This window comes from Streptomyces sp. TRM70350 (assembly GCF_019219825.1).
In the GTDB taxonomy this organism is placed as follows: Bacteria; Actinomycetota; Actinomycetes; order Streptomycetales; family Streptomycetaceae; genus Streptomyces.
Window position 1 is genome coordinate 1 of the sequence record NZ_JAHUXH010000026.1, and the last position, 25,385, is coordinate 25,385.

21 protein-coding genes, 1 tRNA gene, 1 other RNA gene and 1 pseudogene are annotated in these 25,385 nt (G+C 67.7%); 19 read left to right on the plus strand and 5 right to left on the minus strand.

Features of this window, described 5'->3' with window-relative positions; genetic code table 11:
* Positions 1 to 769: pseudogene (locus KWI83_RS39135) on the plus strand (hypothetical protein); the annotation flags it as partial.
* A gap of 1,095 nt (positions 770 to 1,864) precedes the next feature.
* Here KWI83_RS39135 and KWI83_RS29040 read toward each other — a convergent pair.
* Positions 1,865 to 3,565: a hypothetical protein gene (locus KWI83_RS29040; RefSeq protein ID WP_218517358.1), complete on the minus strand. Its 1,701-nt coding sequence runs from the start codon at positions 3,563 to 3,565 to the stop codon at positions 1,865 to 1,867.
* Positions 3,566 to 3,916: 351 nt separating this feature from the next.
* Between KWI83_RS29040 and KWI83_RS29045 the strand changes: the two genes are divergently transcribed.
* On the plus strand, positions 3,917 to 4,099 hold the full coding sequence (locus KWI83_RS29045; RefSeq protein ID WP_218517359.1) for a hypothetical protein: 183 nt from the start codon (positions 3,917 to 3,919) through the stop codon (positions 4,097 to 4,099).
* Positions 4,100 to 4,174: 75 nt separating this feature from the next.
* Complete coding sequence (locus KWI83_RS29050; protein ID WP_218517360.1) at positions 4,175 to 6,424, plus strand: restriction endonuclease; 2,250 nt, start codon at positions 4,175 to 4,177, stop codon at positions 6,422 to 6,424.
* Positions 6,425 to 6,807: 383 nt separating this feature from the next.
* Here the strand turns inward: KWI83_RS29050 and KWI83_RS29055 are convergent, their stop codons facing one another.
* Genes KWI83_RS29055 through KWI83_RS29065 form a run of 3 tightly spaced genes read right to left on the minus strand, consistent with a single transcriptional unit; the run spans position 6,808 to position 8,067 of the window.
* Positions 6,808 to 7,194 (minus strand): hypothetical protein, encoded by a 387-nt coding sequence (locus KWI83_RS29055; RefSeq protein ID WP_374106401.1) that lies wholly within the window; start codon positions 7,192 to 7,194, stop codon positions 6,808 to 6,810.
* The gene (locus tag KWI83_RS29060) at positions 7,188 to 7,613 is read right to left on the minus strand and encodes an ATP-binding protein (protein WP_218517361.1); all 426 of its coding nucleotides are present in this window, start codon (positions 7,611 to 7,613) and stop codon (positions 7,188 to 7,190) included. Before KWI83_RS29060 ends, KWI83_RS29055 begins: the two co-directional genes overlap by 7 nt.
* Before the next feature lie 46 nt (positions 7,614 to 7,659).
* Positions 7,660 to 8,067: an NUDIX hydrolase gene (locus tag KWI83_RS29065; RefSeq protein ID WP_062931480.1), complete on the minus strand. Its 408-nt coding sequence runs from the start codon at positions 8,065 to 8,067 to the stop codon at positions 7,660 to 7,662.
* Positions 8,068 to 8,174: 107 nt separating this feature from the next.
* On the opposite strand from KWI83_RS29065, the gene KWI83_RS29070 reads away from it, so the two are divergent.
* The 10 genes from KWI83_RS29070 to KWI83_RS29115 all read left to right on the plus strand — a co-directional run bounded on the left by KWI83_RS29070 (position 8,175) and on the right by KWI83_RS29115 (position 15,215).
* Complete coding sequence (locus KWI83_RS29070; protein ID WP_218517362.1) at positions 8,175 to 8,963, plus strand: GntR family transcriptional regulator; 789 nt, start codon at positions 8,175 to 8,177, stop codon at positions 8,961 to 8,963.
* Positions 8,964 to 9,128: 165 nt separating this feature from the next.
* The gene (locus tag KWI83_RS29075; RefSeq protein WP_037760288.1) at positions 9,129 to 9,485 is read left to right on the plus strand and encodes a hypothetical protein; all 357 of its coding nucleotides are present in this window, start codon (positions 9,129 to 9,131) and stop codon (positions 9,483 to 9,485) included.
* Positions 9,485 to 10,861: an FtsK/SpoIIIE domain-containing protein gene (locus tag KWI83_RS29080; protein WP_218517363.1), complete on the plus strand. Its 1,377-nt coding sequence runs from the start codon at positions 9,485 to 9,487 to the stop codon at positions 10,859 to 10,861. The genes KWI83_RS29075 and KWI83_RS29080 overlap by 1 nt, the downstream gene beginning before the upstream one ends.
* A gap of 84 nt (positions 10,862 to 10,945) precedes the next feature.
* The gene (locus KWI83_RS29085) at positions 10,946 to 11,611 is read left to right on the plus strand and encodes a DUF2637 domain-containing protein (RefSeq protein WP_218517364.1); all 666 of its coding nucleotides are present in this window, start codon (positions 10,946 to 10,948) and stop codon (positions 11,609 to 11,611) included.
* An 11-nt stretch (positions 11,612 to 11,622) separates the two neighbouring features.
* Positions 11,623 to 11,814: a mobile element transfer protein gene (locus KWI83_RS29090; RefSeq protein ID WP_020274974.1), complete on the plus strand. Its 192-nt coding sequence runs from the start codon at positions 11,623 to 11,625 to the stop codon at positions 11,812 to 11,814.
* A 15-nt stretch (positions 11,815 to 11,829) separates the two neighbouring features.
* Positions 11,830 to 12,024: a hypothetical protein gene (locus KWI83_RS29095; protein WP_037760294.1), complete on the plus strand. Its 195-nt coding sequence runs from the start codon at positions 11,830 to 11,832 to the stop codon at positions 12,022 to 12,024.
* 25 nt (positions 12,025 to 12,049) lie between these two features.
* Positions 12,050 to 12,295, plus strand: a complete 246-nt coding sequence (locus KWI83_RS29100) for a SpdD protein (RefSeq protein ID WP_218517365.1) — start codon at positions 12,050 to 12,052, stop codon at positions 12,293 to 12,295.
* Between the two features lie 169 nt (positions 12,296 to 12,464).
* Entirely contained in the window at positions 12,465 to 13,739 is a 1,275-nt protein-coding gene (locus KWI83_RS29105) for a replication initiator (protein ID WP_218517424.1), read from the plus strand.
* Entirely contained in the window at positions 13,732 to 13,965 is a 234-nt protein-coding gene (locus KWI83_RS29110) for an excisionase family DNA-binding protein (protein WP_051648564.1), read from the plus strand. The genes KWI83_RS29105 and KWI83_RS29110 overlap by 8 nt, the downstream gene beginning before the upstream one ends.
* An 11-nt stretch (positions 13,966 to 13,976) precedes the next feature.
* On the plus strand, positions 13,977 to 15,215 hold the full coding sequence (locus tag KWI83_RS29115; protein WP_218517366.1) for a tyrosine-type recombinase/integrase: 1,239 nt from the start codon (positions 13,977 to 13,979) through the stop codon (positions 15,213 to 15,215).
* Positions 15,216 to 15,294: 79 nt separating this feature from the next.
* Here KWI83_RS29115 and KWI83_RS29120 read toward each other — a convergent pair.
* A tRNA-Ser gene (locus KWI83_RS29120) sits at positions 15,295 to 15,382 on the minus strand.
* Positions 15,383 to 15,454: 72 nt separating this feature from the next.
* Between KWI83_RS29120 and ffs the strand changes: the two genes are divergently transcribed.
* The 6 genes from ffs (at position 15,455) to KWI83_RS29150 (ending at position 25,169) form a co-directional block, all read left to right on the plus strand.
* Positions 15,455 to 15,553: signal recognition particle sRNA small type (gene ffs / locus KWI83_RS29125), an RNA gene on the plus strand.
* 80 nt (positions 15,554 to 15,633) lie between these two features.
* Entirely contained in the window at positions 15,634 to 18,045 is a 2,412-nt protein-coding gene (locus tag KWI83_RS29130; RefSeq protein WP_218517367.1) for a DNA polymerase III subunit gamma and tau, read from the plus strand.
* Between the two features lie 175 nt (positions 18,046 to 18,220).
* Complete coding sequence (gene purD / locus KWI83_RS29135) at positions 18,221 to 19,474, plus strand: phosphoribosylamine--glycine ligase (RefSeq protein ID WP_218517368.1); 1,254 nt, start codon at positions 18,221 to 18,223, stop codon at positions 19,472 to 19,474.
* A gap of 342 nt (positions 19,475 to 19,816) precedes the next feature.
* Positions 19,817 to 22,351, plus strand: coding sequence for a hypothetical protein (locus tag KWI83_RS29140; RefSeq protein ID WP_218517369.1), 2,535 nt, complete (start codon positions 19,817 to 19,819; stop codon positions 22,349 to 22,351).
* A gap of 327 nt (positions 22,352 to 22,678) precedes the next feature.
* Positions 22,679 to 24,184, plus strand: a complete 1,506-nt coding sequence (locus tag KWI83_RS29145; RefSeq protein WP_218517370.1) for a N,N-dimethylformamidase beta subunit family domain-containing protein — start codon at positions 22,679 to 22,681, stop codon at positions 24,182 to 24,184.
* A gap of 85 nt (positions 24,185 to 24,269) precedes the next feature.
* On the plus strand, positions 24,270 to 25,169 hold the full coding sequence (locus KWI83_RS29150) for a phosphoribosylaminoimidazolesuccinocarboxamide synthase (protein WP_218517371.1): 900 nt from the start codon (positions 24,270 to 24,272) through the stop codon (positions 25,167 to 25,169).
* Positions 25,170 to 25,385: the final 216 nt, after the last annotated feature.

Consider the following 25,385-nt stretch of genomic DNA (forward strand, 5'->3'; position numbering starts at 1 on the left):
CCGTCTGCGGATCAAGCGCTGTCGTCATCGGTACCCCCTGCCAGGTGAGGTGGATCAACGCTACTCGGTCCCGGTCCTCTTTCCGCGCCCCACGGTGCAAGGTGACCCCGTTCAACCCTGGAGCGATCTCGCGCAGAGCGCCACGGGGGAGAGCGTCCCGGTCTACGTGCCCAGCTGCGGCAACGGCCGGGCTGGTGGGCACATGTGGGTGTCGGCGGACGACCGCACGCTGTGGGAGGAGATCGTCGGTGAACGGACGTCTCTTCCCCCGGCCTCGGCCGAAGAGGACGACGACGTGATCACTTTCACCGAGCAGGAGATCGACCGAACCTGCCGGGCAGGAGAGGAAGGGCGGTTCGGCAGCGACGCCCGGCCCATCCGCGACTTCGGCCAGCCGACCGGTGGCATCACCCTTCCCCGCATGCCCGTGCAGGGCTCTCGTGATCCGATGCGGATCACCCCAGTCGAGCGGGCCGCCGCCTCCGCCGTACTGGGATGCCCGACGTGGGAGCTGGGGCCGTGTGCCGGGTGTGGCCAGCTGATGCGCAGGTATGGGCGGTACGCGGCGATACTGCCGCGTGTGCCGGGCCGTCCTCAACGGGCGGTAGCCGGGAACTGTAACCAAAACTGCAACCACGGCACGACGAAGGCTCCGACCGAGATCCGGTCGGAGCCTTCGTTTGCCCAGGTGGGCGGCTGCGGAGGATACGAGATTCGAACTCGTGAGGGGTTGCCCCCAACACGCTTTCCAACTGTGTTGGCGGGGTGATGTGTGTCGTACGTAGGCGTTCACCTGGGTTCATGGGTGGCTCGCTCGTGAGCTGCATCGGACTCCTGGTCTCGTCTGAACGACCGTGAACGGGGCTGAATGAGACGGAAACTGAGACGGCCCGCGGAGCTGGCGTCCTATGCAGTTGGGATCGATTGGGCACACCAGGACCGTTGCTCTGGAGCTTCAGCCGGCCTCGCTAGGTGCCCGGTCGGGAACGACCCGCCGACGTGCCTGAATCAGCCCATCGTGCCTGGCAGGGTGACCTGACGGATGTGTCCTCTTCCCTGCCGGGAGCTAAGGGTCATGCGCCTCGGCGGAAGCACTCCTTGGCGAGAACGCTAACTGCGACCCCGAGGAGTGCGACCGTGGCCGGACCCTCAGGGATGAGGCCGGACCACTCAGCCGTCTCCACAACGGCGAAGCAGCAGAACCCCGCCACGGTGGGGGACGGCTTGTGAATCGTCAATACGGCCGGCTTCTCGCTGCTGGGTCGCTCTGACACGATGGATACCTCCGGTGTGGCCTTTGATCGTTGGGTGTCTAGGCGGAGTACGAGGAGCTGCCCCCTGGCCGGGGCGGCTCCTTTCCGCGTCGGGGCACCGTTCTATCGCAGGTCAGGGAGGCTCGGGCACCAGCGAAGCACCTGATCAAGCCGCCAGAGAAGAAGCTAAACGACGATTGATTGGTCGCCGTGCTTTCTCATCGCCGCAGGCCATCAGCCCTTTGGGTAAAATGGGAAATTCATCTTGGGAAGGTGCCAGGCAGCATCTTCGGATGTGGCCGAGATCACACGTCCTTCTTGTGTGGCACCTGATGGCTTCTCTGCGGAGATCGGATGCACGCGGGCGCACTCCGAGGCCGTCAGCTTGGGAAGCTGCGTCAGGACAACAGCCGTAGATGTCAGAAGGGCGCCTCACCGACGAGATCCGGGGGTGAGGCCCCTCTGTCCTGGCCTCCCGGCAAGATTCGAACCTGCGGCACTCGCTTTAGGAGTCCAACCCACCGGCTGAGTCCCCCGTACCAGCGCCATGGCTGGTTGGAGCGTGTGTCTCTTGGTACGTCCAAGGGCGCTCATGTATGGCGACGTTGCCTTCAGAGGCTGCCGTCACCTCCGTCGCTTCCAGGCGAGTGATTGGGATCTGCGCGCAAAGCGTCTGCCGGACCATGGAACGAGTAGTCCCCTAACGAGGTATCCCTCTGGGCGAGCGTCCGGTTTAGCAGCTCTTCCCTGCGGGTCACAAGGTGCTCTCTACTTATCACCACATCGTCGACAATTTCCAAGAATGCATCGCCTATCAGTGTTGATACCTTCGACGCGGTGTTTACTGACTCGGCCAGTAGCAGGATAGTGAGAGCGTCAAGTGCATGCCCCCGGGCCATGTGAATACTGTCGTCAGGGTCCACGTCGCCAGCTTGTATTTTCTCAAGGATTTCTCGTGCACCTTCGAAGCGAACGTTCGCATGGCCATGGGAGAATTCCCCCAAGGCTTTGGTCAGGGCGCGAAGACGATTCCAACCAGCAGCTTTAACCCAGTCTTTCGGCGTCGTGGAAGGCGAAGCCGCCAGCTTCTCTGCCTTTTCTGGCTTTTCAGTCCACGCCCTCATTCTGGCGCTCTGCTCCAAGACGATTCGAAGTGCTGCTAGGGCGCGGTCGTCGTCCTCAAGCCAAAGCCAGTATGCGGAGCGAAGAGCGGAAGAGCAGGAAGCCGCAGCGTCCCCAGCGGGACTTCCCTTTAGCCATACGGCAAGGATGCCCGCCATTTCACTTGCGATCATGTATCGAAAGTCTCTAGTTTCGAGGTATTCGAAATCCAGCTGCCCAGTCTTATCCTTTTCCATGCGGAACGCCTTTAGGGCCCACTTAACCGATCTGGCTCGACGCTCATAGAAGTGCAAGTGGGCAAACTCGTCGTCTCTATAGAGCCTTCCGGCTGGACGGCGCCCCAACAACACTTCTGTGTGTGCTCTTGAGGCGTCCTCCAGACCGGCCACTACTTCTGGCCGCAAACCAGCCTTCGGTAGCAAGGGAGCCAAGGACCAGAACTTAGGGCCGATTGGGCCAGCGTATGATCTTTCGAACGACCGCGAAAGGATCTTGGCCGGAAGATCCATCCTGCCCTGTTCGTCTGCTGCAGTGGCAAGACAAAGTCTCACTTGGCGAAAGATCAGTGTGATTACGTCTGCGAGGCTTTCTGAAGCGTCCCTCAGAGTGCTCGGCGGTTCAGCGTCAAATAGTTGTGCAGCGTCCCAATGTGCCAATTCGCTCCATGGACCGCGTCCATGAAGGAACTCAGACATTGATTCCATCAGGTCCACGGGATGAACCTCGTGGTCCAGTCCGATGTTGACTGTCGCACCGACCGGTGAATGTTGCTCCGTTTCCTCGTCCCATGCTGGGGCAGCAGGGGCGTCTGGACTTCTTATCACGCGCCGGGCAAACGGATAGTCCTCGTGGCACTTGGCCCAAGCCCGTCCGTAGTAACTGGCTGATGGCTCGCCGACTCTGTGTGTGATGCCGGTGTTATACGCGGCGTTTTCGGCCCATCGCTCAAATTGTGACCGAAGGATCGCGGTAGCGCCCATGAATTGCCCGCAGAAAAGAAGTCGGGCAGCCGCGTAGACGCTGTCCACCCCCCATGCAAGATGATCGATCCAGTGAGCGCCGTAAGAGGATGGTGGTCGGTCTCGGGTAACGCCTAGCTGACGGAAGGCGACGTCGGTGTACCCGATAGAGAGCAAAGCGGACATGATCGGCTCGATTGAGGCTGCAGGCATGTTTTCGATGGCGATCATGCGCGCGTTGTGGCGGGCTATTAGTGCTTCGACCACATATTTACTGCCCATCGCGGCCATCGCCTCGTACTCGGCAATAGAGGTGCCGCGTGCGCTTGCACGACGCTGGGCCCTTCGCGCATACCGGGCCGTTCTCCGCAAGCGTTCGGCCTGTGACCTTGGCGGTTCGCGCAGCTCTCGCCTGCGACGACTGGCCCTCCCCATGGGTCCCCTCCCTGCGGCAACGTGACAACTTCGCATGATGCCGCACGGCTTCATCCACCTACATCTGATTTGAGGCGTCTGATGCCACACCAGCATCCTCAGTCGTGACGAAGCAGCCCGCCGAACCGGTCGGGGCGGGCTGCTGGGATGGCACGAACCGGTGCGGTACCGCTGGACGTCACCTGGATCGCTGCTGATGTGCGGCTGCGGGTGGGCCGGCTGGAAGATGCGCGCCACGGCACCGCATCTCCTCACGGCAGCTGGTGCCGCCCCCGCATCATCATGGAGATCCTCGGGCACAGCCAGATCAGCATCGCGATGGACGCGTAGCCCTCAGATCACTCAACTGACTGCGGGAGCCTCTCCGAGTGCCGCACAATGAGGCTGAGCCGAACAGGGGGGAATATGGAAACTTTTGATCTTTCCAGGCTTACAGACTTTGATTTTGAGGCTGTCTGTAAGGACATTTTCGAATCCGAGTACGGATTGCCACTAGAAATCTTCTCCCCCGGGCCTGACGCCGGAATTGACCTTAGATACCTCCATGCGGGAGGTTCTGAACTTGTTGTTCAGTGCAAGCATTGGGTTCGATCGCCTCGATCGAAACTGGTTGCCTATATCAAAGATGTTGAATCCCTCAAGGTAAAAGATCTGCGTCCAGGTAGATATGTTCTGGCGACTTCCGCCGAGCTGACGAAGGACGCGAAAGATAAGATCTTCAAGGCGCTTACGCCATACGTTAAGACTCCGAGTGACATTCATGGGCGCCATGAGCTGGATGCCCTGCTGCGTAAACATGAAAAGATTGTTAGGCGGCATTTGCGGTTGTGGCTGACCAGTGCATCGGTACTTTCGTCACTCCTGCACAAGAGCATCCTTACGCGCTCTCACCAACTCGCAGATGATCTGGATAACACGCTCCGCACTTATGCGCCGAATGAAAGCTACGCACGGGCAGCAGATCTGCTTGAAGCTCGTCATTCTTGCGTGATTGCCGGAATTCCAGGAATCGGGAAAACTACACTCGCCCACGTCCTCTGCGCAAAATACGTTAGCGCAGGCTATGAATTGATTGAAGTTTCCGAAGATCTCGAAGAGGCTAACTCTCTCTGGGATGACGAGGTCGCACAGATCTTCTACTACGACGATTTCCTTGGGCAGACGGCCTTGGAGGATAAACTCGGAAAGAATGAGGATAGTCGACTCTTGTCTCTTATGAGGAGAGCGGGAAGTGCACGCAACAAGAGATTCATCCTCACTACTCGCGAATACATTCTTGCTCAGGCTCGACAGCGATACGAAAAGCTGGACCGGCATCGCTTTGACCTGCATACGTGTGTAATCGATATCGCTGATTATACGTACCGCACCAGAGGGGAAATTCTTTACAATCACATTTACACATCTGGGCTAAGCCGCGAAATAAAGGGGCGATTTGCGGATCCTCGGGTGTACCGCCCTATAATCCGGCACCCCAACTTCAATCCGCGAATTGTAGCCGCGACGATCGCTGAAGCCGAACTGTTGTCGTCTGATCCCGAGGATGTGGACAGGCGAATAATGGAGAATCTGCAGAGCCCTCGGAGCGTCTGGTCTCACATCGTGAACCACCAGCTCAAGGATGCCGATGTCTATCTGCTTGAACTGCTCTTCTCCTTCTCTCGTGACGTAAGTCTTGAAGACATGCAGGATCTCTGGGGCAGTCTTGGCCGTAACTCGCGGGAACTTCGCAACTCTATTTCCGTCCTCGACGGGACGATGGTCAGGACATACCGGAAACCAAACAAGATATTCATCGGTTTTCATAATCCTTCCGTGCGGGATTTCATGCGAGACTACCTGTTGGACGAACAAGGTAGCTTGCTGTCTCTCATCGGACGGTTCTCGCATTTCGAACAGGTTGAGAATATCCTGATCACGGCAAACGTGCGGGCTGAGGCGCTTCAACTCTTTAAAGAGAATAAGACTCTCCTGGAGGAGGCGGCTACCAGGTCGTGCGATTCTTCGGGACTTCGCGAGGATGGCGTGAACAGGAGCATCGATCTCGCCCGCCGGGTGAGGGTCTACTTGCATCTAGGAGAGATTCTCGACTCTGAGGCGATTTTGGAGTGTGCTCACATGATGCTCGACGAGGGTGATGCTATTGGTAATGCCTACGATCCGCATGACGTTGTTGAGATCGTGCAGCTTCTGCATGGAGCGAGCCGTCAGTCATCACAGCGAGTGTTTCCCAGTACCCTGGAGGCGGCGATAGGGTGGATCAAAGGCGATCTGTCGAATTGGGCTTTGCTGGAGTCCGCGAAAAGCTTCTTCGAGGAGCTCTCGGGTATCGTGCCAGAATCTGAGTTGCAAGAGATCGAAGAGATGATGCAGGTCGATGCAAAGGATTCAATTAGAGCCTGGGCTGAAGAGGGGCCTGACTCCATGATTGATCATTCGGTTATGGAAGATATTCTTGCCTATGCGGGTGAGTATGCCAACCCTGATGAAGTGTTCCACGGTTATTCTGAGGCGGTAGCTCAGATGCCTTCTTCTGATTGGGATGAGCCGGAGTTTAATAGGCGGGAACTGGCCGATTCTGATTCTCGTGCGGATTTGTTGGAGGAAGTGCGAGTGGTCGCGAGTATGATGGAATCGCTCCGCGGAGATGATTGAGCAAACCTGTTCGTTGATCGCTCCGCTCCGGGACCTCTGAGGTCGGCGGAGCGGCTTTGGGCTGGAGCTGCTTTGGCGCGAGTGATCATGGCCCCGTAAGCTTCCGGCGCGTCGGGCAGTTTGTGAACCTGCCCGGTAAAGCACGACGTTGGGGCCATGATCTTCGAGGCTCGCGCCAAAGTGGCTGCCTAAAGCCGTGGAGCCGACCGGGCCCAGCCACGGCGTACCCCTTCTCTGGCATCAGGTGGCTGATTTCTCTGAGCGCGGCACGGGCGCCGGCCGGGCTGGAGCGGGGCGGAGACAGGAGCGCAGGCCCGGCCGGGGGCCGGGCCGCGCGCGGCGAGCGGAGCGAGCCGCCTTGAACCAGTAGAGAAAGTTGTAACTCAGTCTGTGGTGTGGGGCGTGAAGTCGTATGCGCAGGCTGGGAGTTCGATGCCTTGGCGGTGGGCCATCGGTAGGAAGACCACTGGTCGGATCGTCCATGTGATGTGGGTGTTGGCGTGGGTGAGAGAGACGGTGCAGGGTTCCATGCGTAAGAGGGCTCGTCGCGTGTCGATGCGGCCGTCGTAGAGCCAGGTCCAGGCCTCGTCTGAGGCGTCCGGGTCGAGTGCTGGTGAGATGGTGCGCAGGGCGACTGCTACCCATCTGTCTGCCTGTGGTGCTGAGTAGGCGTCGAAGGAGGCCCGTAGTGCCGGCCATCCCGTCTCGCCGTTGACGTCCTGCGTCCAGCACTCGCACCAGAAGCCCCGCCGGGGCTTGTCCATCAGCACGGGTGTCCTCCGGGCTGGGGGTCCGTGAAGAGTTCGGCGGTGACGGTGTAGCCGCTGTGGCTGTCGTGGACGATGACCCGGTGTGCGATGACGCTGACCATGCCCAAGCCGCGGCCGTGTACCGCGTCCTCGCTTGGCTGCTCGATCTTCGGGGCGGTGCCCGTGCCTCCCTCGTCGGTGACCGACAGGGCGACCACCTTGGGGGAGACCGCGAGGGCCAGGTGGAAGCTGCCTGCCCCGCCGCTCGCTGTGTGGAGGATCGCGTTCGCGCTCAGCTCGCTCACGATCAGTTCGGCGTCGTCGGCCAGGGGGGATCCGCGCAGGATGTCCCGTGTCCAGCGTCGGGCCCGGCTGACCTCTTCCGGAAAACCTGGGCAAGTGAGTCCCCAGACCCGGGCGGTGCTCGTATACTCGTGCATACAAGTTCCTTCGTGCTGGTAGGCCGCCATGTGCAGCGGGTTCGGGCTAGACGAGTTTCACGCCGTCGTGGGCGCGGATGGCCGGCGGGGATACCGCGTCGAGTGCGTCCAGGACGCGGATCGCGTATGCCTCGTCGGCGAGTTCGATGACCTCTTCGCGGGTGGCCCAGCGCAGTGCGCGGGTCTCGTCCCCGGTGGTTGGTGTGCCGTCGGCGGCCTCGCAGCGGAAGACCATGGAGACGATCAGGCCCTTCATGTTCTTGTAGATCCCGGTCAGGGTCGCGGGAAGCGCGATCTTGATGCCGGTTTCTTCGAGAACTTCGCGCTGGAGGGCCTCGGGGATGGTTTCCTCGCGTTCGAGGATTCCGCCCGGGGGTTCCCAGTGGCCGTTGTCGCGGCGCTTGATCAAGAGGGCGCGGTCCTGGTCGTCGACGATGACTCCGGCGACGCTCACGGAGTGCGGACGGTCGGTGCTCACGTTCCTCTGCCCTCTCGGATGGCTAGGCTCTCCACCGTAGCAACAAAGCTCGCCCACTCGTCTAGATACCTAAAGGAGTACACGTGCCCTCTCTTTCCTCCGGCCTCCTCGGCGACCTCGACCCCACGAGCGATCGTGCGGTCTTCCGGCAGATCGCCGACCAGCTGCGCGAGGCCATCGACCGTGGGCGATTCAAGGAGGGCGAAAAGCTGCCCTCCGAGGCCGAACTAGTCGAGCATTACGGGGTTTCCCGTATGACGGTTCGAAACTCCTTCTCCGTCCTCCAGGGCGAGGGCCTCGTGCACGCCGAGCACGGCAAGGGCGTCTTCGTGCGACCACGCCCGCCTGTACGACGGCTCGCATCCGACCGGTTCGCCCGGCGCCATCGCGAGCAGGGGAAGTCCGCGTTCATCGTGGAGGCTGACGCCGTCGGCAGTCACCCGCAGGTGGACAGTCTGGAGGTCAAGGAGGAGAAGGCCAGTCCGGACGTCTCCACCCGGCTCGGGTCCGTGCGGCGGGTGCTGGCCCGGCGCCGCCGGTATCTGCTGGACGGGCGGCCCGTGGAGTTCGCTACCTCGTACCTGCCGCTCGACATCGCGCGCGGTACGCCGATCGCCGAGCCGAACCCAGGGCCCGGTGGCATCTACGCACGGCTTGAGGAGCTGGGGCACCGCCTCGACCACTTCGAGGAAGAGATCCGTGCCCGGATGCCCTCGCCCGATGAGGTCCGGACGCTGCGGCTGGCCTCCGGCGTGCCGGTCATTCACCTGATCCGTACCGCGTTCGACCAGGAAGGGCGGGCGGTGGAGGTCTGCGACACGGTCATGGCGGCGGACGCGTACGTCCTGTCGTACCAGCTCCCGGCGACATGAGCGCCTGATCGGCGGTGGTGCGCGGGGAGGCTTCCTCGAACTCGTACACCCCAACAGGCTTACTCGTATAGACGAGTGGGCAAGTTGTGTGGCAAGGTGGTCGTCGTTCCCGGAGATCGGGTTCGAACACCGCATCTTGTATAGACGAGTAGATAGGAAGAAGCCTTGCGCACCATCCGTGTAGAAACCTCCGCCGCAACGATCCTGCTGACCGAGGCGCCCGAGCCCAAGGTCCGCGACCGGCAGACGGGCGAGATCGCCAAGGACGTCACCAGCGGAGAGGCACTGATGACGATCGGCGTCGTCTACCTGGAAGACGGCGAGTCGTCGCTGATCAAGGTCACCGTTCCCGAGAGCGGAGTGTCCGAGGGGCTGACCCTCGGGGCTCCGGTCTCGCTTCCGGGTCTGGTGGCCCGACCGTGGGAGAGCGTCTTCAACGGCCAGCAGCGCCACGGCATCGCCTACCGCGCCGCCGCCGTGACACCGGCCGCGTTCCCGGCCGCCACCGGGGCCGCTGCCTGATGACCGACCTGACAACACTCCTGGAAGTGGGTGGTCCTGTCGCCGCACTCGGCGGCGGGGCCGCCTACGCCCGGGCCAACCACCCCGGGGTGTACTGGTCCACGGTCGGACTGCCGATATCCACGGCCCGGCTCCTCAGCTCCTACGGATCGGTCATGGAGGCCTGCGGCCTGACCGTAGCTCCGTCCCGGCTGCGGATGCTGGCCGTCAAGGCCACCACTCGCCGTGAGGTCCGTCCCGTACCGCCGCGTCGCGGCATCATCCGGCCCACCTCGACGGGGCTGCGGCTCCGTCTCCGGCTCGCTCCGGGGCAGGAACCGGCCGACGTCACCGCCTCGGCCGAACGGCTGCGGCACGCCTGGGGCGTTCACGCCGTGTACGTGACCACGGTCAAGCCCGGTGTGGTTGAGCTGCGACTGGTCGGCTTCGACGTGCTGCGGCGAGTGCGGATGCCGCGCAAGGTGGACGCCGGGTTCCTTCAGGTGCCGGTGGCCCTGCGGGAGGACGCCATGCCGTTCGTGCGCGACTACCGGGCCGTACCCCACCAACTGACCCTCGGGGCCACACTGTCGGGCAAGTCCATGTACCTGCGGCACCTGATCGCCCGACTCGCTCCCCAGCCGGTCGCCTTGGTCGGCATCGACTGCAAGCGCGGTGTGGAGCTGGCGCCGTTCGCTTCCCGGCTTTCCGCGCTGGCGACCGATCCGGAGCAGGCCGCCGAGCTGCTGCCCGTGCTCGTGAAGGAAATGGAGGACCGCTACGACCTGATCAAGGTCCGGCAGCGCATCGCCCCGGACACCCCGGCCGAAGAGATCACCTCCGACATTTGGGGACTGCCCGAGTCCGAACGCCCCGTCCCCCTCGTGCTGTTCGTGGACGAGGTGGCCGAACTCTTCCTCGTCTCCACCAGGAAGGACGAGGAACGACGGGACGAGATGGTCACCCAGCTCATTCGCCTCGCCCAACTCGGCCGCGCGGCCGGCATCTACCTGGAGGTCTGCGGCCAGCGCTTCGGCGCCGAGTTGGGCAAGGGCGCCACCATGCTGCGGGCCCAGTTGACCGGCCGCGTCTGCCACCGAGTGAACGACGAAGCCTCCGCGAAGATGGCACTCGGCGACATCGCACCCGAAGCGGTCTCGGCTGCCTGTGCCATCGCACCCGAACGCCCCGGCCTGGCCGTGGCGGGTGACACCTCCGGCGGCTGGTCACGCATCCGCACGCCGTATCTGTCCCTCAGCGATGCGGCGGCGGCCTGCCGAGAGTCCGCACACCTGGTGCCGGACGCGCCCGTGCTCAAGCCATTCCTGCCGGAGGCGGCCGTACGGCCGGTCGGTTCTCCGGCCCCGGTCGTCGAGCCCCGCCCGGCTACCGGCTGATCTCCTCCACCAACCCCGGTAGGTGTGACCGCCTCACGCCAAGTCCCTACCCCTCGCATGCCTGAACCCGGAAGGAGCCGCATCATGCGCGCCCAACTGGCCCGCGTTGACGCGGTGCTCATCCAAGCCGTCATCGCCGCCGCGCTGTCCTTCGCCCACCTGCACGACATCGCCTCGGCAGCCGGACAGGACGGATGGAAAGCGTGGGCCTACCCGATCAGCGTCGACCTGCTGCTCGTCGCCGCCTGGCGCCGACTGCGGTCCGGAGAAGCGAAAGCCGCCGGGTGGTGCTGGTTCGTCATCGCCCTCACCGCCTCCCTCGGAGCCAACGTCGCCACCGCCGGCCTTCTCGACATGAACCACGTCCCGGCCTGGCTGCGCATCCTCGTGGCGGGCTGGCCCGCAGTCGCCTTCCTCGGCGGCACGCTGCTCGCGCACTCCGCACCGACACCGCTCGATGTGGCCGCCGACACCGCCAAGGAAGACGAGGTCCAGGCGGACGAACCCGAACTCCCTCCCACGCAGCAAGCGCACCTGCCCGTCGAGCAAGCCCCGCACCAGCGACCGGCCACGGAACAGGAACCGCCTGAGACTCCCGCCCTGCCCGTCCCCGCCGCCCTGGTCGCCCACGCCCGCAAGGTCGCCGCCGAACACCACACCCGCACCGGAGCACCCATCGACACCCCGACCCTCCGCGCCCGCCTCGGCGTGCCCGCACCCATGGCTGAAGCCATCGCCACCCACCTTTGAAGGAGACCTGCGTGACCGCCAACCGCCGCTTCCGCAACGTCGTCCGCATCGGCCCCGTCCGGGTCGGCACGTACTACGACGGCCGGGGCCAGGAGAAGCACACCGCCGCTTGCACCGCCCCGCGCTGCGGCTTCTCCACCGACTACGACGGCCGCGCCGCCGCCGAGCTGGCCGCCCGCACCCACCGCTGCCCTGTCCGCTGAAAGGACCCTCGCCCCGTGACCGTAAGCCTGCCGCTTGTCGTCATCCTCGGCTTCTTCGCCTGGGGAGCAGTCAGGTTCCTCGGCGTCCGCGTCTGGATCGTCGTCCTGATCGCCCTCTTCGGCTTCTGGCTCTCCCGCACCTTCCTCGCACCCGCCATCGAGTCCGGCACGCGCTCCGGCGTGACCGTCATAAACGGCTCACACACCTAGACGAGTAGATAAGGAGACCTTCGCTGTGTTCCTGCCCAAGTACCCCGACAACCCGACGCCGCCGACCGCTCACACCCACGCACCGGTTGATCCGGTGCTCGTGCAGCGCTCGCTTCCCCGTGTCTCGATCAGTCCCGGCGCGATAGCGGCCGTCGTCGCGGGCGGCGTGGTCCTCACAGCTCTCGTGACGGCCGTCGTCGTCTCGGCCATCTCCGTTGCCATCGCCGCCGTGGTCCTGCGCTCGCTGCTCCGCGACCACCGCCGCCGCTGATCGGCACTGCACCCCGGGGCGGCACGACACCGCCAAGCATCCGCCGCCCCGGGGCCTGTCACTCCTGACCAAGCCAGCCAGAAGGAGAGAAGCCATCTTCACCCGCACCACCCCGCCCCCGCTTCCGGACCTCGCGAAGCTTGCCGAGCACGGCACCCTACCGGGAGTCATCCAGCAACTCTCCGGCCTCGGTGGCTGTACCCACCCGATCCGCCTCGACGGCCATCGCACCGAGTACGACGTCGATACGCGGACAGGCGAGATCGGCCGCGTCCTCCAGCACCTCGACTCCTCGTCCCTCCCGGCCGGCCAACTCCTCGTCCGCTGCAACAACCGCCGCACGACCCGCTGCACGGCTTGCGCCGAGGTCTACCGCCGAGACACCTTCCACCTGATCACCTCCGGTCTGCGAGGCGGCAAGGGCATCCCGGAGCACGTCGCCTCCCACCCGCGCGTGTTCGCCACCTTCACCGCCCCGAGCTTCGGCCCGGTCCACAACCGCCCCTCCAGCGGGTGCCCCTGCCGCTGCGGCACCCACCACGACCAGGACGACGAGGCACTCGGCGCCCCGCTCGACCCGGACACGTACGACTACGAAGCCGCTGTCCTCTGGAACGCCCACGCCGGTCCCCTCTGGCGGCGCTTCTCCACCTACCTGCGCCGGGAGGTCGCCAAGCGCGCGGGCCTGTCCCAGCGCAGGCTCCGCGAGCACGCCCGCGTGTCCTTCGCCAAGGTTGCCGAGTACCAGAAGCGCGGAGCCGTCCACTTCCACGCGGTCATCCGCATCGACGGTCCCAGCGGCGGCGACACCCCGCCCCCGACCTGGGCGACCGCCGAGCTGCTCACTGACGCCATTCGCAGCGCCACGACCAAGGTCCGCGTCGACGGCCCAACCATCGACGGCCGCGCCCACACCTTCACCTTCGGCCGCCAACTCGACGTCCGCACCATCCGCTCGGCCGACTTCAACGACGGCCAGGAGCTCACCGAACGCGCCGTCGCCGCCTACATCGCCAAGTACGCCACGAAGGGCGCTGAGACGGCGACAGGAGCTCTCGACCGGCCACTCAAGTTCGCCGCCGAACTTGCCCAGCTCGACATCAGCGAGCACGCCCGCCGCCTGATCCGAACCGCCTGGTTCCTCGGCGCCCGCAAGGACCTCGACCACCTCCGCCTGCGCGCCTGGGCCCACATGCTCGGATTCCGCGGCCACTTCTCCACCAAGTCCCGGCGCTACTCCACCACTCTCGGCGCCCTCCGCGATGCCCGCGCCGAATGGCGTCGCGCTCAAGCAACCACCTCCGAAATTTCGGAAGCGCCGAACACGACCCTCGTCCTCGCCCACTGGGTTTACGCCGGAACCGGCCTCACCGACGCCGAAACCTGGCTCGCCGAAACCATCGCCCCCGCTCCCGGAACGGAAGGAGAACCGACCCATGCCTGAGGCTCAGGTAACCGCCGCTGAGCTGAGTTCCCACGACCCGGCCTTGGTCCTCCTGACCGTCGAGGAGGCGGCTAGGCGGCTCCGTATCGGCCGTACGACGTGCTTCCGGCTGGTGCTGGCCGGAGAGATCGAATCGGTGACGGTCGGGCGGCTTCGCCGCATCCCTGCCGACGCCGTACCCGCCTACGTGGCCAAGCTGCGCCACCGACCCGCCGAAGCGGCCTGAGGGGGGAAGCCATGGCAGAGCAGAAGCGCACACGACAGCCCAACGGCGCCTCGTCGATCTACTTCGGCAAGGACGGGAAATGGCACGGACGAGTGACGGTCGGCCTCCGTGATGACGGCAAGCCGGACCGCCGTCACATAGAGCGCAAGACCAAGGCCGCCGTGACCAAGGCAGTCCGCGAGATGGAGCGGGCGCGGGACGAGAAGAAGCTTAGGAAGCCGGGGCAGAGCTGGACGGTCCAGGCCTGGCTTGAGCACTGGGTCGAGAACATCGCCAAGCCGTACGTCTCCGAGAACACGTACGACGGCTACGAGGTCGACGTACGCGTGCACCTGGTCCCCGGCCTCGGCGCCCACAACCTCGACCGCTTGGAGCCGGAACATCTGGAGCGCTTCTACCAGCGGATGCAGGAAGCCGGGAGTTCCGCCGGCACCGCCCACCACGCTCACCGGACGATCCGGGTCGCCCTCGGTGAGGCCAAGCGACGTGGGCATGTCGCCACCAACGCGGCTGAGATCGCCAAGGCCCCGAGACTCGAAGAAGAGGACATCGAACCGTTCACGATCGAAGAGGTTCAGAGCGTCCTGGTCGAGGCCGCCAAACTCCGCAACAGCGCGCGCTGGGTCGTCGCCTTGGCGCTCGGCCTCCGGCAAGGGGAGGCGCTCGGGCTCCACTGGGAAGACGTCGACCTGGACGCGGGATACGTCCGCATCCGCAAGAACCGTCTACGCCCGAAGTACGCCCACGGGTGTGGCGATGACCCCTGTGGTCGGAAGGCTGGCTACTGCCCTCAGAAGCAGCAGACCCGGCGCGAGCACAAGTCCACCAAGTCACGCGCTGGGCGGCGCACCATCGGCCTGCCCGACCCACTGATCAAGATTCTCCGACAGCACCAGGAGACGCAGGAACGGGAACGGATCGCGGCCGGTGCCGAGTGGGAGGGCAAGGGCTACGTGTTCGCCTCGCCGACCGGCGGGCCGCTGAGCCCCAACACCGACTTCCACATCTGGAAGCGGCTCCTGAGGGCGGCAGGCGTACGGGACGGCCGTCTCCATGACGCTCGCCACACCGCAGCTACCGTCTTGCTGATCCTCGGCGTCCCGGACGTCGTGATCGACTCGATCATGGGTTGGGAGCCCGGGGGAGCGGCCCGGATGCGCGCCCGGTACATGCACATGACGGGGACGATTCTCCGCAAGGTGGCGCAGCAAGTCGGCGACGCTCTGTGGGAGCTCCCGGAAACCAACTGAGACGGAAACTGAGACGGACAACGTCGAAGGGCCCCACCGCGAACGGTGGGGCCCTTCGACATCGTGCCCGGTGAGGCACTGGCGGAGGATACGAGATTCGAACTCGTGAGGGGTTGCCCCCAACACGCTTTCCAAGCGTGCGCCCTAGGCCTCTAGGCGAATCCTCCGCCGGAAACATTACATGACCGAGAGCAGTGCTCGCGAACTCGTTCCCGCACCTCAGCATCAGGTAGGCTGTGCGGAGCCCCTCACGCGGCGCTATCTGACTGAACTCCCCCAGGGCCGGAAGGCAGCAAGGGTAGGTCGGCTCTGGCGGGTGCGTGGGGGGCGCTTGCGTTGGGGCCCCGGCGTCGCCCCGGGTTCACCCCGGGTTCTGGGGCGGGGCCCGTTGTCAGTGGGCGCCTATAACCTCGTATGCGTGTCGTCTCTCGCGCTGTACCGCCGCTATCGCCCGGAGTCGTTCGCCGAGGTCATCGGGCAGGAGCATGTCACTGACCCGCTGCAGCAGGCGCTGCGGAACAACCGGGTCAATCACGCGTACCTGTTCAGCGGTCCGCGCGGATGCGGCAAGACCACCAGTGCGCGGATTCTCGCCAGGTGTCTGAACTGCGAGCAGGGGCCTACGCCCACCCCGTGCGGGGAGTGCCAGTCCTGCCGTGACCTCGCGCGCAACGGACCCGGTTCGATCGACGTCATCGAGATCGACGCCGCGTCGCACGGTGGTGTGGACGACGCCCGTGAGCTGCGGGAAAAGGCCTTCTTCGGGCCTGCCGCCAGCCGGTACAAGATCTACATCATCGACGAGGCCCACATGGTCACGTCGGCCGGTTTCAACGCGCTCCTCAAGGTCGTCGAGGAGCCGCCGGAGCATCTGAAGTTCATCTTCGCCACCACCGAGCCCGAGAAGGTCATCGGGACGATCCGGTCGCGTACCCACCACTACCCGTTCCGCCTGGTGCCCCCGGGGACGCTGCGCGACTACCTCGCCGAGGTGTGCCAGAAGGAGAACATCCCCGTCGAGGACGGCGTCCTGCCGCTCGTCGTGCGGGCCGGCGCCGGGTCCGTGCGTGACTCCATGTCCGTCATGGACCAGCTGCTCGCGGGCGCCGGGACGGACGGTGTGACATACGCCATGGCCACGTCCCTGCTGGGCTATACGGACGGGTCGCTGCTCGATTCCGTCGTCGAGGCCTTCGCCACCGGCGACGGGGCCGCCGCCTTCGAGGTCGTGGACCGCGTGATCGAGGGCGGGAACGATCCGCGGCGGTTCGTCGCCGATCTGCTGGAGCGGTTGCGGGATCTGGTGATCCTCGCCGCCGTTCCGGACGCCGTGGACAAGGGGCTCATCGACGCCCCCGCCGACGTGCTGGAGCGGATGCAGGCCCAGGCCGGCACCTTCGGCCCCGCCGAGCTGAGCCGCGCGGCCGACCTCGTCAACGAGGGCCTGACCGAGATGCGCGGCGCCACCTCCCCGCGCCTGCAGCTGGAGCTGATCTGCGCGCGCGTGCTGCTGCCGGCCGCGTACGGGGACGAGCGGTCCGTGATGGCCCGGCTCGATCGGCTGGAGCGGGGCGTGAACTTCTCCACGGGGACTGGCACGCCCGCCATGGGATACGTGCCTGGGCCCGAGGCGCATGGGGCAGCCCCTGGGGATGCGCATGCGGGCGCGGGCGCGGCCATTCCGCCGGGGGGCGGGGCTGCGGCAGCTCGGGCTGCTGTGCGGACGTCCGGGGCGGGCGGTGGCCCCGCGGAGGCGAGCCCCGCGGAGGCGACAGGGGGTGCCGTGCCGGGTGCGCCCGCTGGACAGGGTGCGCCCGTCGCGCCCGTGGATCAGCGGGGCGACGTACGCCTTGGCGGCCCGGGTGCGCCTACGGCACCCAGCACGGGCGAACCCGCCCAGCAGCCCCCCACGCCCCCCACTCCGACGCCACCGGCAGCACCGGCCCCCACTCCGGCCGCCCTGGGCGCCTGGCCCACCGCGACCCCCGCCGGTTCCGGAAGCTCCGGCCGACGTCCCGGCGGCTGGCCCACCGCCGCACCCCCGGGAGGCGGCGGCCGCCCCCAAGCCGCACCCAGCCCGTCGGTCCCCGCCCCCGCACCCACACCCACCCCCGCGTCGGCCCCGCCCGCCTCACCGGCCCCCACCGGCGGCCTCGACCCCCGCTCCCTCTGGCCGAACATCCTGGAAGCGGTGAAGAACCGCCGCCGCTTCACCTGGATCCTCCTCAGCCAGAACGCCCAGGTCACCGGCTTCGACGGCACCACCCTCCAACTCGGCTTCGTCAACGTCGGCGCCCGCGACAACTTCGCGAGCAGCGGCAGCGAGGACGTACTGCGGCAGGCACTGGCCGAGCAGTTCAACGTCCACTGGAAGATCGAGGCCGTGGTCGACCCCTCGGGCGGCGGCGCGGCTCCGCCGTCGGGGGGCAACAGCGGCGGGGGTGGTTACGGCGGCGCCGGGACCCCGGGCGGTTACGGCGGCGGCAGTGGCAGCGGTGTCACCAGCGGTCACGGCGGTGGCGGCCCCGCGAGCGGCTACGGCGGCGGTACGCCGGGAGGCACCGGCGGCGGTGCTACGACCGCCCAGCGCCCGGTGTCGACGCAGCCCACGTCGGCCGGCCCTGCCCAGCCCACCACCCCACCGGCCCCGGCGTCGACACCTGCCCCCACCCCTGCGCCGCCCTCCGCGCCGGAGCCGGCACCCGTCTCCCTTGAGGACGACATCCCCGAGGACGACGACCCCGACCTCGACGAGTCGGCCCTCTCCGGCCAGGAACTGATCGTGCGGGAGCTGGGGGCGACGGTGGTGGAGGAGCTCTCGAACGACTGACAACCATCGACAACGACTGACAACCATCGACAACGACTGACGCCGAGGGCGGCACCGCTCCCCCCAAGGGGCCTTTCCTGAGCCGCGCTCTCGGAGAAACCCACAACTCCGCACCTTCCACCCCTTCGGCATCCCCCACAAACCCACCCCACCCGCTCCCGCTAGGCTGAACCCCGTGAAGGTCCTCGTCATCGGTACCGGCGCCCGCGAACACGCCCTGTGCCGTTCCCTGTCCCTCGACCCCGCCGTCACCGCGCTGCACTGCGCCCCCGGCAACGCCGGCATCGCCGAGGTCGCCGAGCTGCACCCCGTCGACGCCCTGGACGGCGCGGCCGTGTCCGCGCTGGCCGCACGGCTCGGCGTCGATCTGGTGGTCGTAGGCCCGGAGGCCCCGCTGGTCGCAGGGGTCGCGGATGCCGTGCGCGAGGCGGGCATCGCCGTGTTCGGTCCCTCGAAGGAGGCCGCGCGGCTGGAGGGGTCCAAGGCCTTCGCCAAGGACGTCATGGCCGCGGCCGGGGTCCCGACCGCCCGCTCGTACGTCTGCACGACGGAAGCGGAGGTCGACGAGGCGCTCGACGCCTTCGGCCCGCCGTACGTGGTCAAGGACGACGGCCTGGCCGCGGGCAAGGGCGTCGTCGTCACCGCCGACCTCGATGCCGCGAAGGCACATGCGGGCGCCTGCGACCGGGTCGTCATCGAGGAGTACCTCGACGGCCCCGAGGTCTCCCTCTTCGCCGTGACCGACGGCGAGACCGTCCTCCCGCTCCAGCCCGCCCAGGACTTCAAGCGGGCGCTGGACAACGACGAGGGCCCGAACACCGGCGGCATGGGCGCGTACTCCCCGCTGCCCTGGGCCGACCCGAAGCTCGTGGACGACGTCCTGCAGAGCGTGCTCCAGCCGACCGTCGACGAGCTGCGCCGCCGCGGCACGCCGTTCTCCGGCCTGCTCTACGCCGGTCTGGCGATCACCAGCCGGGGCGTACGGGTCATCGAGTTCAACGCCCGTTTCGGCGACCCGGAGACCCAGGTGGTCCTGGCCCGCCTGAAGACCCCCCTCGCCGGCATCCTGATGGCCGCCGCCACCGGCAACCTCGCCAACCTCGAACCGCTCCGCTGGAGCGACGACGCGGCCGTCACCGTCGTCGTGGCCTCGCACAACTACCCCGGCACCCCCCGCACGGGCGACCCGATCACCGGCCTCGACGCGGTGGCCGAGCTGGACGCCCCGCACGCGTACGTGCTGCACGCCGGTACGAAGCGCGACGGCGACACCGTGGTCAGCGCGGGCGGCCGCGTCCTGTCCGTCACCGCGACGGGCGGCGACCTCGCCGAGGCCCGCGAACGGGCGTATCGCGCCGTCTCCCGTATCCACCTGGACGGCTCCCAGCACCGTACGGACATCGCGGCGAAGGCGGCGACGGGCGCATAGGCCACACGGCCCGACACCCCGCACACCGCGTGCACCACGCCCCGCACCGCCCACACCACGCCACGATCACTCCGATCATCTGCCTGACCTGGCACGACACAGGCCCCGGACCCCCTCGGATCCGGGGCCTGATCCTTGCCCTCCGTCATCCACCTTTCCCCAAAGCCATTCCATCGAGTGACCGATCTCCCATCCGGCTGACGGGGGCCGGGGCCCCAACTAGGGTGCGGCGCAAGCGTTCCGGCACTTGGCCCACCGGCATTGCGATGTCAGTGGTGGGTGCCACAGTGGGGGAGTGAGCAACGCCAGGACTGCCAGGACGGGAGGGGGTGAGGTCAGGACGTGACCGGCATGGGAGTGGAGGCAGGGACGCAGACAGCGCGTTCCCGGGCACTGGCCGTGCTGCGGATCCGCAGCCGCGCGCTGGCCGTCGCCGTGCTGCCCGCGGCCGTCGCCGTGGTCCTGCTGGCGGGCGGTTCCACCGGCCATCTCGTCGGTGGGGGCTGGGACATCGCCCGCTGGGCGGTGAGCGCGGTCGCGCTTCTCGCCCTGCTGGCCGCCGGCGGCTTCGCGCTGCTCCTCGCCCGCGCCCGCCCCGCCATGAGCCCGACGGTCCCGATCGCCGAGGAAGCGGCCCCCGACCTCTACCGGCTGGTGCGGGACCTCGCCGACCGCCTCGACGTCCCCGCGCCCTCCGCCATAGCGCTGACCCCGGACTGCGACAGCTGGCTGGAGGACCGCACCCATCCGGCCCATGGCCCCCCGCCCCCACCGGACGACCCCGACGAAGTGGCGGGTCTCATACGACGGCACGGCCATCGCCGTACGACGGCCAGCCCCGTCCTCGTCATAGGCTCCCCGTTCCTGTGGTGGATGCGCGTCGGCGAGCTGCGCGCGGTCCTCGCCCCGGTCGTCGCCGGTACGGGACCCTCGGCACACCCCGACATAGCCGCCGCCCGGCGTTTCGTGCGGGGCCTGGACGCGGCGGTGGCCGTCGCCTCGGCACCGGGCCGCCGCCCCGTGGTCAGCACGGTGTACACGGGCGCCGGCTGGCTGGCCCGCCTGCTGCTGCGCGGCTGCCGGGAGCACGCGGCCGAGATGGAGCGCGGGGTCGCCGCCGCGGCGGCCGAGCGTGCACAGGCTGTGGATTACGGGCTGCGGATCGTCGCGCAGGAACAGGTCGGGCTGGCGTACGCCGGCTGGGACCGCCTGCTCACCCGGGTCGCGCTGCCCGCTTGGCGGATGGGCCGCTGGCCGTCCCGGCTGGACGCGGGCGTCGTCGCCGCCCTCACCGAGCTGTCCCGGCGCGACCGCCTGGCCGAGGGCTTCGCCTCCCGCCTCGGCGAGCGCCCCGCCTGCGACCTGCTCGAAGAGCCCGGCATGGTGGACGAGGCCGCCTCCCTGCTCGCCGCCCGCCTCTTCCACGGGGGCCCGGCGGAGTCCGGCCCCGACTGGTCGCCGGTGGACTGGCAGGAGTACCCGGACGAGGTCGTCGACCGCAAGTGGCGCACCGACGCGGCCCGCCTCCACCGCGTCCTGGACATCCTCGGCGTACGCCGCACGACCCGCGACACCGACCACGGCCCCACCCTGGCCCGAGTCCTGGACCACCTCACGGAACCGTCCCCGACCCCGGACCACCACACCGACGCCGAGATCGACACGGCGGCAGCCTCGGACACGGCCTCAGCTCAAGCCACGGACTCAGCCGCAGACACGGCGGCAGCCGGGGACACGGCCTCAGCCCGAGACGCAGATGCGGCCGCAGAGATGGCGGCAGGGCGAGGCATGGCGGCAGCCGCAGGCACGGTGGCAGCCGGGGACGCGGCCTCAGTCCAAGACGCAGACGCGGCCGCAGCCACGTCGGCAGGGCGAGGCACGGCGGCAGCCGGGGACGCGGCGGCCTCGGACACGGCCTCAGCCCAAGACGCAGACGCAGACGCGGCCGCAGCCACGGCGGCAGCCGGGGACGCGGCGGCGGCCTCGGACGCGGCCTCAGTCCGAGACGGAGACGCGGCCGCAGAGATGGCGGCAGGGCGAGGCATGGCGGCAGCCCGGGACACGGTGGCAGCCGGGGACGCGGCGGCGGCCTCGGACACGGCCTCAGCCCGAGACGGAGACGCGGCCGCAGAGATGGCGGCAGGGCGAGGCACGGCGGCAGCCGGGGACGCGGCGGCGGCCTCGGACGCGGCCTCAGACCGAGACGCAGATGCGGCCGCAGACAGACTGGCAGCCCGAGACATGGCGGCAGCCGGGGACACAGCCTCAGCCCAAGCCGCAGCCGCAGACGCAGACACGGTGGCAGCCGCAGACACAACTTCAGCCCAAGCCGCAGCCACGGCCGCAGCCGCAGCCCAAGGCACGGCAGCAGCCCCAGCCGCAAGCACAGCGCCGGGCATAACCCCAAACCGGGACACGTACCCCGACACAGACCCGGACACAGACCCGGACACAGACCCAGAAGACCCCCCGCCCACGGACCCCCGCAGCGCAGCCCTCGCCGCAGGCCTCAGCGCGGAACTCGCTCGTGAAGAGGCCGCCGGCTCCCCACCCCGGACGGCCGCGCCCACCCCCGCCCTCGACGCCCTCTGGGACGACGGCGCACTCCCCCTCTTCCCTCTCCAGCCCCCACGCACCCCCCGCGAGCTGCTCGCCGACCACGTCACCGCGATGGTCTGCTGCGCCGCGATGGACACCGCAGGCGCCACCCCCGGCCTGGACTGGCTCGACGGCCCGTCCCTGCTGGTCAAGGGCGAACGTGCGGCCGATCTGACCCCCAGGGTCCTGAGCCTCATAGAGGACGGCGACCCGGCCCCGCTGAGAGCCTGGCTGGCCGAGGTCGGGATACGCCCGGAGAAGCCCGTACGACTCGTCTGAGCCCTCCGGCCGCCCATCCCCGAACCGCTTCCCCAGTCCTCCTCGCCAGACCCACCCCAGATCCCATCCGGAGCCCACGCTTCCCTTTCGGTCAATTCGAAACGAACCGTGACGGACTCCGTGCGTAATGTGATGTGCTGGTACTGAACTCGCACATGGCAATCGCGCTCGACATAAGACAGTCATACGAACGCCGCGCGAACGCCACAGCACGCCCGCCGCTCAACGAACGACCCACGAAGACCCACGAAGACCCACGACAGACCCACGAAGACCCACGACAAGCGAGCAGCACGACAAAACGGCGCCGAGGGAGGGGAAGCGACCATGGAGTCGGAGCAGATTCGTCGCTGGGAGTCGGGAGCACTGGCACACGCCGTGACGGATCCCTTCGGCCAGGGCCCGCTCCCCTGGCTGCGCGGCAGCGAGACATACTTCGACGACACCGGAAAGGTGGTCCCCTGGTACGTGGACCCGGCCCCCGGCGCCCAGCAGACGCAGCCCCCCGGCGCCACCACCCCGCGCGTCCCCGCCCCCCGCTCCGGCGGCCCCCGAGCCGCCGACGACGTACACCGCCAGATCAAGGGCTTCGTCTCCACCGGCGCGGTCGCCCCCGGCGAGGCCGTCGACTTCCACGTCACCGTCGACCCGCCCCAGGAATTCGCCGTCGACATCTACCGCATCGGCCACTACGGCGGCGACGGCGCGGCCAAGATCACCACCAGCCCCCGCCTCTCCGGCATCGTCCAGCCCCCACCGCTCACCGCCGACCGCACGGTCTCCTGCCACCACTGGTGGCTCTCCTGGCGCCTGCAGATCCCGTCGCACTGGACCGTCGGCGCGTACGTCGCCGTCCTCACCACCGCCGACGGCTACCGCTCCCACGTCCCGTTCACGGTCCGCGACGACCACCCGGCCGACCTGCTGCTGTTACTCCCGGACATCACCTGGCAGGCGTACAACCTCTATCCCGAGGACGGCCGCACCGGCGCGAGCCTCTACCACGCCTGGGACCAGAACGGGCGGCTGCTCGGCGAGGCCGACGCCGCGACGACCGTCTCCTTCGACCGGCCGTACGCGGGCGCGGGCCTGCCCCTGCACGTGGGCCACGCCTACGACTTCATCCGCTGGGTCGAGCGCTACGGCTACGACCTCGCCTACGCCGACGCCCGCGACCTGCACGCCGGCCGCGTCGACCCCACCCGCTACCGGGGCCTGGTCTTCCCGGGCCACGACGAGTACTGGTCGGCGAACATGCGCCGCACGGTGGAGCTGGCCCGTGAGAACGGCACATCCCTCGTCTTCCTCTCCTCCAACACCTTGTACTGGCAGGTGGAGTTGGGCCCCTCCCCGTCCGGCACCCCGGACCGCCTCCTGACCTGCCGCAAGCGCAAGGGCCCGGGCAAGCCGGTGCTGTGGCGGGAGATCGACCGCCCGGAGCAGCAGCTGATCGGCATCCAGTACCAGGGCCGGGTCCCCGAGCCGCACCCGCTGATCGTCCGTAACGCCGACCACTGGCTGTGGGAGGCGACCGGCGCGCACGAGGGCGACGAGATCGCGGGCCTGGTCGCGGGCGAGGCCGACCGCTACTTCCCGCGCACCCCGCTCCCCGACCACGACGAGCGCATCCTGCTCGCGCACTCCCCCTACACCGACAGCGAAGGCGTCCTCCGCCACCAGGAGACGTCCCTCTACCGCGCGCCCTCCGGCGCCCTGGTCTTCGCGGCCGGAACGTTCGCATGGTCCCCGGCCCTGGACCGCCCCGGCCACGTAGATGCCCGTATCCAGCGTGCCACCGCCAACCTCCTGGACCGCATCTGCAAACGCGACTGACGGCCCGCCCGGCCGACCCACTGTCCTTGATCACTCCCTGGTACGGGAGAATCGACTCACTTGGACAGAACCACGGGGAGGAACCGTGTCCGGATTCGTCGAAAAGCCCGAGCCGACCGAGGTTCCGGGCCTGGTGCATCTGCACACCGGCAAGGTGCGCGACCTGTACCAGAACGAGGCGGGCGACCTCGTGATGGTCGCCAGCGACCGTATCTCCGCCTACGACTGGGTGCTGCCGACCGAGATCCCCGACAAGGGCCGTGTCCTCACCCAGCTCTCCCTGTGGTGGTTCGACCAGCTCGCCGACCTGGTTCCCGGCCACGTCGTGAGCACCGACCTCCCGGACAACGCCCCCGCCGACTGGGCGGGCCGCACCCTGGTCTGCAAGTCGCTGCGCATGGTGCCCGTGGAGTGCGTGGCCCGCGGCTATCTCACCGGCTCCGGCCTCGTCGAGTACAACGAGTCGCGTACGGTCTGCGGCCTCGCTCTCCCCGAAGGCCTCGTCGACGGCTCCGAGCTCCCCGCCCCGATCTTCACCCCGGCCACCAAGGCCGAGGTCGGCGAGCACGACGAGAACGTCTCCTACGAGGAGGTGGCCCGCCAGGTCGGCGTCGACACCGCCGCCCAGCTGCGCCAGGCCACCCTCGCCATCTACTCCCGCGCCCGCGACATCGCCCGCGACCGGGGGATCATCCTGGCGGACACGAAGTTCGAGTTCGGCTTCGACGGCGACACCCTGGTCCTCGCCGACGAGGTCCTCACCCCGGACTCCTCCCGCTTCTGGCCGGCCGACCAGTGGCAGCCGGGCCGCGCGCAGCCGTCGTACGACAAGCAGTACGTCCGTGACTGGCTGACCTCCCCCGAGTCCGGCTGGGACCGCAGCAGCGAACAGCCCCCGCCCGCGCTGCCACAGCAGGTCGTGGCCGCGACCCGCGCCAAGTACGTGGAGGCGTACGAGCGCCTGACAGGCACCCGCTGGTCGTAAGCGACGGGCAGCCCCCGGGCTGAAGGGAAAGCTCCCGGCCGGGTCGGGCAGCCCCTGGGCCGATGGGAAAGCTCCCGGCCGGGTCGGGCAGCCCCCGGGCCGATGGAAAAGCTCCCGGCCGGGTCGGGCAGCCCCCGGCCCGATGGGAAAGCCTCCGGCCCGAGGAGAAACCCCGGAGCCGAACGAAAGCCCCCGGCCCGAACGAAAAAGCCCCCC